The 9,289-nt window shown below is 32.4% G+C and carries 7 protein-coding genes and 1 pseudogene; 4 read left to right on the forward strand and 4 right to left on the reverse strand.

The window, feature by feature from the left end:
- Positions 1-342 precede the first annotated feature (342 nt).
- A complete protein-coding gene (locus B2R82_RS12800) occupies positions 343-1,227 on the reverse strand; it encodes a GNAT family N-acetyltransferase (protein ID WP_286925227.1) in 885 nt (294 codons plus the stop codon).
- Between the two features lie 532 nt (positions 1,228-1,759).
- Positions 1,760-3,238, reverse strand: coding sequence for an Lsa family ABC-F type ribosomal protection protein (locus tag B2R82_RS12805; protein WP_286925228.1), 1,479 nt, complete (start codon positions 3,236-3,238; stop codon positions 1,760-1,762).
- Positions 3,239-4,003: 765 nt separating this feature from the next.
- On the opposite strand from B2R82_RS12805, the gene B2R82_RS12810 reads away from it, so the two are divergent.
- The 3 genes from B2R82_RS12810 to B2R82_RS12820 all read left to right on the forward strand — a co-directional run bounded on the left by B2R82_RS12810 (position 4,004) and on the right by B2R82_RS12820 (position 6,381).
- The gene (locus tag B2R82_RS12810) at positions 4,004-4,453 is read left to right on the forward strand and encodes a LytTR family DNA-binding domain-containing protein (protein WP_286925229.1); all 450 of its coding nucleotides are present in this window, start codon (positions 4,004-4,006) and stop codon (positions 4,451-4,453) included.
- 15 nt (positions 4,454-4,468) lie between these two features.
- Complete coding sequence (locus B2R82_RS12815; protein WP_286925230.1) at positions 4,469-4,903, forward strand: DUF3021 family protein; 435 nt, start codon at positions 4,469-4,471, stop codon at positions 4,901-4,903.
- A 176-nt stretch (positions 4,904-5,079) separates the two neighbouring features.
- Positions 5,080-6,381 (forward strand): alpha/beta hydrolase family protein, encoded by a 1,302-nt coding sequence (locus tag B2R82_RS12820; protein ID WP_286925231.1) that lies wholly within the window; start codon positions 5,080-5,082, stop codon positions 6,379-6,381.
- 227 nt (positions 6,382-6,608) lie between these two features.
- Here the strand turns inward: B2R82_RS12820 and B2R82_RS12825 are convergent, their stop codons facing one another.
- Positions 6,609-7,373 (reverse strand): alpha/beta fold hydrolase, encoded by a 765-nt coding sequence (locus B2R82_RS12825; RefSeq protein ID WP_286925232.1) that lies wholly within the window; start codon positions 7,371-7,373, stop codon positions 6,609-6,611.
- 145 nt (positions 7,374-7,518) lie between these two features.
- Between B2R82_RS12825 and B2R82_RS12830 the strand changes: the two genes are divergently transcribed.
- Positions 7,519-8,736 carry a helix-turn-helix domain-containing protein gene (locus tag B2R82_RS12830; RefSeq protein ID WP_286925233.1) on the forward strand — a complete coding sequence of 406 codons (1,218 nt, stop codon included), beginning with the start codon at positions 7,519-7,521 and terminating at the stop codon, positions 8,734-8,736.
- A gap of 254 nt (positions 8,737-8,990) precedes the next feature.
- On the opposite strand, the pseudogene B2R82_RS12835 reads toward B2R82_RS12830, so the two are convergent.
- A pseudogene (locus B2R82_RS12835) lies at positions 8,991-9,289 on the reverse strand (MFS transporter); the annotation flags it as partial.

The following is a 9,289-nucleotide window of genomic DNA, read 5'->3' on the forward strand; positions in this document are numbered from 1 at the left end:
GGACCGGAGCGATTCTTCCTCTAACCTGAGCAGGTTTACCTTGATCCTGAGCGATTCTTCTTCTGACCCGAGCAGTTTTACCTTGAACCGGAGCGATTCTTCTCTGACCTTAGCAATTTCTTCTTTGTCTGGAGCTATTCTTCGGCTAACCCGATGTAGCTATTAATGGGGAAAATTATTTTTGGGAGGCTTTGAAAACGAGCAAATAACAATGCCCCGCTACTCTGTTCTTGAGACAATAGTTAATTCAGAGCAATCGGGCAAAAAGATTTTATGTTGAATACATTAGCACCAAGAAAAAACCTCATTTTGTGGATTAAAAATGAGGTTTTGCTTTTCCTATTAACAATGTGATGTTAACGGGAACATAAAGTTACCCTTTAGCAATCCTTTTTTCGCTAAAACAAATAACGCATCATCATCATTTGGCATAATGGTTGCTGTCATGCCCTTGATTGTAAAACTAGGTGTAAAATAAAATACCACTTTTTTTGTTGTTTCCTTTACAATGCTTGCTAATACAGCTTCCGCATTGTGAGCATTTAACGAAATGATATCGAAAATATGCAGCGTATCTCCTTCTTCTTCCATTAGCACAATCGTTTCTAAATCCTCCACAAAGAAAATAGTCTCATGAAATACTATCGTAAAATAAAGCATTAATAAACTTTCATTATGCTCAACATCTAAAATCATTGAGTTAACATGGCGGTTTTTCGCAAATTTTTCAAGTAATTCAAGATCATTGTCAATAGAAAGCTGCTTAACTTTTGCATCTATTTTCATTTGAATGGAACTTTTTGCTAAGTCTAAACTAAACTCACTTTCATCTAGACGTGTAAAGCCGAACTTTGGATAGAAATCCAATACCGTATCATTCGCAAAAAGATACATAAAATCATAGGTATTTTCGTGTTCTTTCATAATATGCAGCATTAATCGCTTCGCCAAGCCTTGATTGCGATAATTTTCATCTGTCATTACAGTACCGATCTGAATGCCTTTATATACTTTATCATTAATAATTACTGACATTTTATTAATTGAAGCATTTGAAATAATCTTACCTTGATCTACAAATGAATAGGGTATATAAGTGTCATTCCAATACCCTTTGTTATACCAGCCTCGAAAATCTAATTTGAATGTTTTCATTGCTAAGGCATTAAAGCTTTCCTTCAAGCTTTCATTATTTCGATAATCACTTACTAATTCATATTTTTCCATTTTAATTCCCTCCAATTTTTGTTTCAATCGTTTTTTTGTATTGTATGTATTTTATGGGAATTATCACCTCCTAAAAACAGCAAAAGACTTTATGAGCAAAAACCCATAAAGTCTCTTTATATGCAAACTAAAGTATTGAAGATCAAACCTTATATCTCAGTCTGATTTAATACTTTATTATTTGCTTATATTTGGATTAGACAACATTTGCTTCTCTCATTTATCGCAAAAGGACATCACTAATAAACCTATAATTTTCAAAAATTACAGAATAGTCCTTATTATTAAATTCATTGGAATTTAATTTGCGATAATAAGTTTTAGCATAAAAGTCTAATTTCCCTTCTGTTTTCGGATTGTATTTATTTTACCTTGCATTCTCTTTTTTGTAAAATCTTCTAACTACTGAGTAAAGCTTCAGTGTGTCCTCTTTCATTCTAGTACCAAAAAATATCTTCTTAAAGAATCCATTTTGAAAAAAATTACTCAAAATGGATTCTATCTAACAGAAATAAAAACGTTTGTTTACTAGCTACATAGTAATCGTTTTTGTTGCAACAGTTTGTTGAAATGCCTGATCATGCTCAACAAATACCATTGTGGGATTAAATTTTTGAATTAGCTCTTCAATCTGCATGCGTGAATAAATATCAATAAAATTTAATGGTTCATCCCAAATATATAAATGAGCCTTTTCACATAAACTTTTGGCTATTAGAAGCTTTTTCTTTTGTCCACCAGAATAATGAGAGATATCTTTCTCAAACTGAATACGGTCAAAATCCATTTTACGAAGGATCGATTTAAATAACGTTTCATCAATGTTATGCTCCTCAATAAAGTCCGCTAACATTCCCTTCAAATGAGATGTATCCTGTTGGACATAGGAAATAATAAGCCCCGACCCAAGATTTATTGAGCCCGTATGCTGTATCGGATTTCCTAAAATAAGTTTTAGGATACTGCTTTTCCCGCTACCATTTTTTCCATCAAGTACAATTCGATCACCTTGTTCAACTTTAAAGCTAATTGGCTGATTCACTAGCTGACCATCATATTGTACAGACACATTTGCTAAAGCCAATAGTTGCTTTGACTGAAAGACCAATGGCTCTAATTTTAAGGTCTCCGTTTTTTCCACATTTTTTAGCAGTTTTGACTTCTCCTCAATAGCTTTTTGCTGCCTTGATTCTATGTTCTTAGCTCTCTTCATCATCTTTGCTGCTTTATGTCCTACAAAGCCCTTATCTAACTTAGAGCCTGAATTCGTAGTGCCATTTTTGGAAGCTTCCACTTGACTTGACCAGCCTGCTGAACGCTTTGAAGAGTGCTTTAATCTCTCGATGTCCTTTTGTAGACGATGATTGGTTGCCTCTTCGTGTTCCTGCTGTCTATCAAAATTTAACTTCCAAGAAGAATAATTACCACTTTGAACTTCAATATTTGCCCTATTTATAGATAAGATATGGTCAACACAGCCATCTAAAAAGACTCTGTCATGTGAAATTAAAATAAATCCTTTTTTCTTCCTTAAATAATCAGAGACAACCTTTCGAGCATCCGTGTCTAGATGATTGGTCGGCTCATCAATTAATAAAAACTGACCCTCTGCCAAAAAAAGTGCAGCAAGCAACACCTTTGTTTGTTCTCCATTAGATAATGTTTTAAAAGGTCGGTACATAACTTCAGCATCAACATTTAAATAGGATATTTCACGAAGATATTCCCAATCTTCTGCCTGTGGGCAAATTTCTTCAAAAATTTCATAAGTAAACTTATTTTTATCTGAAACTGGATATGGGAAATAAGTAAATTCAACTGATGAAATGATTTTCCCACTATACTCATAATTTCCTAATAATAGGTTAAAGAATGTTGTTTTACCTCGACCATTTCTACCGATAAACCCAAGTTTCCAATCGGTATCTAATTGAAAGTTTACGCCTTCGAAAATATTATCAAAGCTACCTGGATAGGAAAAAGTTAAATCTTGAACTTGTATCATTGACATGAAAATTCCTCCTTTGTATATCAACACTTTTTTCTATTAATACAAAGTCGGTACATCCATCTAGTGTAATACTTCTCCGTATAAGTTTGATGGATATTAACGACTTATACGGAGGTTTACGTGTGTAACAATTGTGTCTGAATCGCTCATTTTTCTCACTCCTTTCATTAGATTTGACAGAATATTGACTATGAGAGAATCAATTTCGCTTTGCTTTCGCTACAGATAAACAATACATCCAGAAAGCTGAATAAAAATAAAAAATCCTCCCAATTTGTCATTGGAAGGATTAGTCTTTCACTGGTATTGAATAAGGACTTTTTTGCCATAGGAAACATGGCAAATAAAGTAAAAACCGATTGATTGATAAAAATGGACAGACTAATCCTATATTTTGTAGTTTGAAGTTATTGATTTCAACTTAAAATATAGATTAGTTGATCATTGTTCATCCATCAGTCCTCTCATAATTGTATATTTATATTAACAAATTTTTTATAAAAATTCAATTCATCTAAAAATGCTTTGTGTTTTACTAAGCTTAGCCTTCACTTTATCAGTGAAATATGTAGTTGAATGTCAAAAGGACAGCAATTTCAAAACAAAAAGAACTGTAATTTTTCATGTAGTGAATCCAATTTTGGAAATTGATTTCCCTTAGTAGTTCTCACTTGCCCTTTTTCCACTACTATCCCAAACTTTAATCTGATAAAATATAAAAAGAATTGTCTGAAGGTATAGTCAAAAGAAATAATTTGAATTTTCGTGGGTGATGATTTGAAAATTTCAATAGAAGAAATAAGCCAAGAAGAAGAAGAAGAGATTATTATTAGATGTCATGAGGTTGATCACGAAATAAATGAAATCATAAACAAGCTGAAAACTGAAAATCTTATTCTACTTGGACATCAAAATGATCGTATTCACCGCATTAAGCTTAGTGATATCTATTATTTTGAAGCAGTCGAGGGAAAAGTTTTTATTTACTGCAAAGATAACGTCTTTGAGGTGAAACAAAAACTATACGAATTAGAGGAATTATGCAAAGGAAAAAACTGTTTTCGCGCATCAAAATCAACAATTTTGAACATCACCAAAATTTCATCTGTTTATCCGACGATAAGTGGTCGATTCGAAGCGGTACTGGATAACGGAGAACGTACTGTTATTTCAAGGCAGTATGTGCCTGTTCTAAAAAAAATGCTTAGATTGTAAAAGGTGGATACATATATGAAACTTTCCGAATTTGTACGAGACATCATTAAGGATTTCTTGATTATTTTCGCATCGATAATTATTATTATTACTTTTTTAAGACAAATATATTATCCCAATATGGCCTTTGATTTAAAGTCAATTTATATCATTATGTCATTTTCACTTTTAAGTGCATTAACTGGATTTATTTTATATTCTCCTAATGATCTTAGTGAGAAGAAAATGCGTATAAGAATAATTATTCATTTCTTTACTTTGGAGATTTTATTGATCGTCTTAGGCAGCGCTATTAATATTGTAAACGATGCATTAGATGTAATTTTTCTAGCACTGCAAATTGCGGTAATCTATATTATCATTCGCCTACTGTCATGGCAAAATGATAAAAAAGATGTAAAAAAAATCAATGAAAAACTAAAATTAATGAAGAAAGAATTAGGTGAGTAGTCAAGAAAATCAATAAGCAGTAGTTATCAGATAACAAATTATTGACGGTAAGCATTAGAGCTTACCGTTTTTTGCATCTTATTGGCTTGTGAATACAACTTACTGTTTTTCCATATACATCCTTCCATCCGTTTATTATGATGATTTCATAAAAATTATGAGATGGAGGAACAATAATGGGAATTTTACTATTATTAATGGCTTTGATTTTCGAGATTGCTTTTGCATTCTACTGCATAGCGACTAAGAAAAACCATAACAAAATAAAGAATTGGATTAGGATTGCTATATTTATAGTATTTGTGTTACTTATTGTTTCATCAGTGATTGTTTGGAGTTTTAGTTGGGTAATGCTTGCTATACTACTTTTCTTATTAGCTTTAAATGGGACAGTAGCTCTTATCCTTAAGAAAACAAAAAACAAACCATACAAAACTTCTAGCATTGTCTGGAAGTCGATAATGATGATAGTGACATTTGTATTTGTACTTTCACCTGTCATTATTTTTCCACAGTACCTATCACCAAAAGTGACAGGCGAATATGAAGTCGCAACCGCTACTGAGACATTTTACGATGAAGAGCGCATCGAGGAATTTGTAGACACGGAGCAAAACAGATTCGTGAATGTGGAATTTTGGTATCCAAAAAAGGCAGATGGAACATATCCGCTTTTGGTATTCTCACATGGAGCATATGGAATCAAGGAAAGTAACGCCTCTACATTTACTGAGCTAGCAAGCCATGGTTATATAGTTGTTTCCATCGATCATCCCTATCACTCCTTCTATACTCGTTCAGAGGATGGAAAAGTCACTATGATCAATTCAGATTTTAAAAATGAAGTGGAAAATGCAAATAAAGGTGTTTACTCGAATGAAGAACGCTATAATATTATCCAAAAATGGATGAAACTACGAACAGACGATATGAATTTTGTCCTTGATACAATACTTGCAAAAGCCAAAAATGACAATAACCCTATTTATCAACATATCAATACAGAGAAAATTGGTGTATTTGGACATTCAATGGGCGGTGCAGCAAGTGTTTGGCTAGACAGGGAGCGTGATGATATAAGTGCAGTAGTAAATATCGATGCCTCTTTCTTTAGTGAACTTATTTATAAGAAAGAACTAGATGATTTTGTAGCAAGTAACAAAGACTTTACAACCCCACTCCTTAACATTTATTCTGATGATGTTTGGAGACAGCTCGATAGTAGTCCCATTTATATAGCAAACAAACTCAATAATGAGCACTTCAAAGAAGCATATACTGTTCATTTCCAAGGGGCAAAACATTTAAGCTTAACCGATTTACCGCTTTTCTCTCCTATACTGGCAAATATTGTACAGCGCGGAGAAGCTGATATAGATAAATTATATTGTATTGAAACAGAAAATGAACTAATACTTGAATTTTTTGACTCCAAATTAAAGGGAATCGGTCAGTTCACTCCTAAAGAGACCTATTGAACAAAAAGTTTTTTGTCATCATAAATTAGGATACGGCTTTGTCCAATACTTGTATAATTATTTTAATAGAGGAAGCCCATTAACTTTACAATAAAGTCTTGTTGAGCCTCCTCTATTAAACTACTGAAGTTATATTTACTGTGTAGTCATTTATTACTAATCTAAGGACGTTAATAATCATAATTAATATACTATTACTAATAGCAATAAATTTTTAAAAATTTACGTCATGAATTCTTATTATTATTCTTTATTGTAGCTAACAAATCCCTTATTACATCAATAACAACTTGTGGTCGATCAATATGTATTGCATGTCCTGCATCTTCAACAATAATATGTCGTTTATACGTTGATAAGTTAGCAAGCTCTCTCTGAAATCTAAGCCAAGCAGCCATAGATTCCTCTGTATGAAAAGGCTGCAGACCGCCAGTAACGACTATCAATGGAATACTTCCAAAGGATTTAGAAGTACGAACTTGTTCTAAACTTTCTTCAACCTCATTAAGAGAGCCTTCTAAAGTAAATTGATTATAATACGCTTCCTGAACTTCTTTTGAAAATAAAGAAGGCAATATTTTATTTTGATCCTCGTGAGTTGAGTCCAAAAGAACTACTCCAGCAACCTCCTCCGGATATGTACTAGCAAATAATCTTATATTTAATCCCCCGAATGAGTGTCCTACTAATACATATGGCGGTTGTATACCTGCTTTTACTAGTAAAATACGTAAATTCTCTACACTTTGTCTACTATGTCGAGGTCTGTCATCTATATCACTTTTTCCAATACCAGCTCTATCATAAATGAACATTTTTGAAAAACTTGATATTTCATCTTTAATTGGATTCCAGTTATCTAAAGTTACTCCATATCCTGAATCGAAAACTAATGTAGGACCTCCATGCTGCTTCCCTAATATTTCATAATATAATTCAATACCACCTATATCTAGTTTTTGTTCGACTTTGTCCTCAATAAATTCACTCATATTCAATCCCTCATCTTCTCCCCTGTTTAGTTCATCTCAAAAAGTTCAATTTGATTGAACTCATCTTAGCATGTAATAATTTTCTTTTCAACACAAAGTTTAATATAATTGAACTAAAATTATAGAATTACAAAGGATGTTGGAAATGAATGAGTTAGGGAAACGAATAAAAAAATTAAGAGTAGAAAAAGGAATGACAATATTAGAGCTAGCTGATAATAAAATGTCAAAAGGAATGTTAAGTATGATTGAAAATGGACGTGCAAACCCTTCTATGGAGAGCTTAAAATTCATTGCACGTCAGTTAGGCTGTGATCCTCAGTATTTGTTAGGTAACCCTACTCCTGATGAGCTAAAGTTTTTACTTAAGAAATTAGAGGAAGCCTTTGATAAAAACAACGATGAACAGATAATTAATCTAACGCAAAATATATTTGAACAACAGTTTCCTATTTCATTGGAATCTGCCAGAATATTAGATATTTCTGGAAGAGTAATAATAAAGACAGATCAAAATCGTGGAAAAAAGTTGATAGATTGGGCAATAACAATTTATGAACGATTATCTCTTTATAGCCATTGCTTGGCGGCTAAAGTATATGAAGTAGAATATCTTGCAAAAAACGGCAAGTATCATGCAGCTCTAATAATGTTACGAAGTGTTAAAAAAGAATATGAGGAAAAGGCTATAGTAATTGATTTGTTTGTTGATATAGAAGCAAATTTCGTTGAAATGGTCTTACTCTTTGGAATTGGTGAATATAAATCTGGAAAGGATAAACTAAATCAATTAATTGAAATATCAAAAAGAAAAATGGTCTTTTATAAAATGGATAATATCTTCCGAATAGCAGCGTTCCAAGCACTTCTTCATAACAATGAAAATGATTTTTCCTATTTTATAAAAAAATCTCAACAGTTTGCTATTTTTAGTGATAATAATAGGTCCTTAGCTTTTACACTATTATTGCAATCTCATTATTGTAATCAAATCTCAAAAGATTATAAACAAGCTCTTGTTTATTTAAATAAGTACGCTATCTTACTGAACGGTAATCTTGGAAATGATTTTTATTATCTTGAAAGAGGTAAAGCGTTATTAGGGAAAAAAAAGATAAATGAAGCCTTAAAAGAATTTGAGAAATTTGAGATGCCAAATACAAATAGTTACCCGCTTGAATTATGTATTCTCTACACAGCAGATGCATATAGGGCTTATTGTCTTTTACAGCTAGGAAAGGTAGAAGAAGCACTTATTTTTGCAAAGAGGGCAGCTGATAATATAGATTCGCTACCCGAAACGCCTTATCACAATTACATTAAAAACACCTTAGAGTTAGTAAATAAAAATTTGCCAAAATAAAAACCATAAAATGCGAGTTTAGGCTCTTGTTTTAAAACTACTTTATTTGTTATTAATTAACAGGAAAAGGTTCTTTTGATACACATTTCGGAGTACCGAATGCCAACAAAAGAACCTTAAATTATATTGTTTTTTAATAAAGTTATATTTAAATTCACTCTAAATTCTTGATTTCACTACATGTTTCAAAAAAATAGCCTTGGTTGCTTTGAAACTAGTATCAGATTAAAAACTTTAGTGTCCTATAACTCATCTCAAGCTCTTCTAGACCAAATAACCACTGGGATAAGTACTAAGGATAAAAGCCCTCCTGCTAAAGATAGTATTGCATAACTTGCATTTGCTACTACCATTCCTGAAAGAGCACCACCTGAAGCTCCTGCAAGTGCCACTAAAACATCCATTTTCCCCTGCGTTTTTGCACGAGTGGAAGGCTCTGTTGAATCTACTATTTGAGCAGTACCACTAATTAAGCCAAAGTTCCAGCCCAATCCTAGTAAAGAAAGTGCAATGATTAATAGCGCCATGGAATCGCTTGGTGCGAATGCTGCTA

The organism is Lysinibacillus sp. UBA6686 (assembly GCF_002455205.1).
GTDB lineage: Bacteria > Bacillota > Bacilli > Bacillales_A > Planococcaceae > Lysinibacillus > Lysinibacillus pakistanensis.

Coding starts and splice junctions, on each gene's coding strand:
- B2R82_RS12800 (WP_286925227.1), bottom strand. CDS start 1,227: ATGGAAAAATATGAATTAGTAAGTGATTATCGAAATAATGAAAGCTTG.
- B2R82_RS12805 (WP_286925228.1), bottom strand. CDS start 3,238: ATGTCAATGATACAAGTTCAAGATTTAACTTTTTCCTATCCAGGTAGC.
- B2R82_RS12815 (WP_286925230.1), top strand. CDS start 4,469: ATGAAACTTTCCGAATTTGTACGAGACATCATTAAGGATTTCTTGATT.
- B2R82_RS12820 (WP_286925231.1), top strand. CDS start 5,080: ATGGGAATTTTACTATTATTAATGGCTTTGATTTTCGAGATTGCTTTT.
- B2R82_RS12825 (WP_286925232.1), bottom strand. CDS start 7,373: ATGAGTGAATTTATTGAGGACAAAGTCGAACAAAAACTAGATATAGGT.
- B2R82_RS12830 (WP_286925233.1), top strand. CDS start 7,519: ATGAATGAGTTAGGGAAACGAATAAAAAAATTAAGAGTAGAAAAAGGA.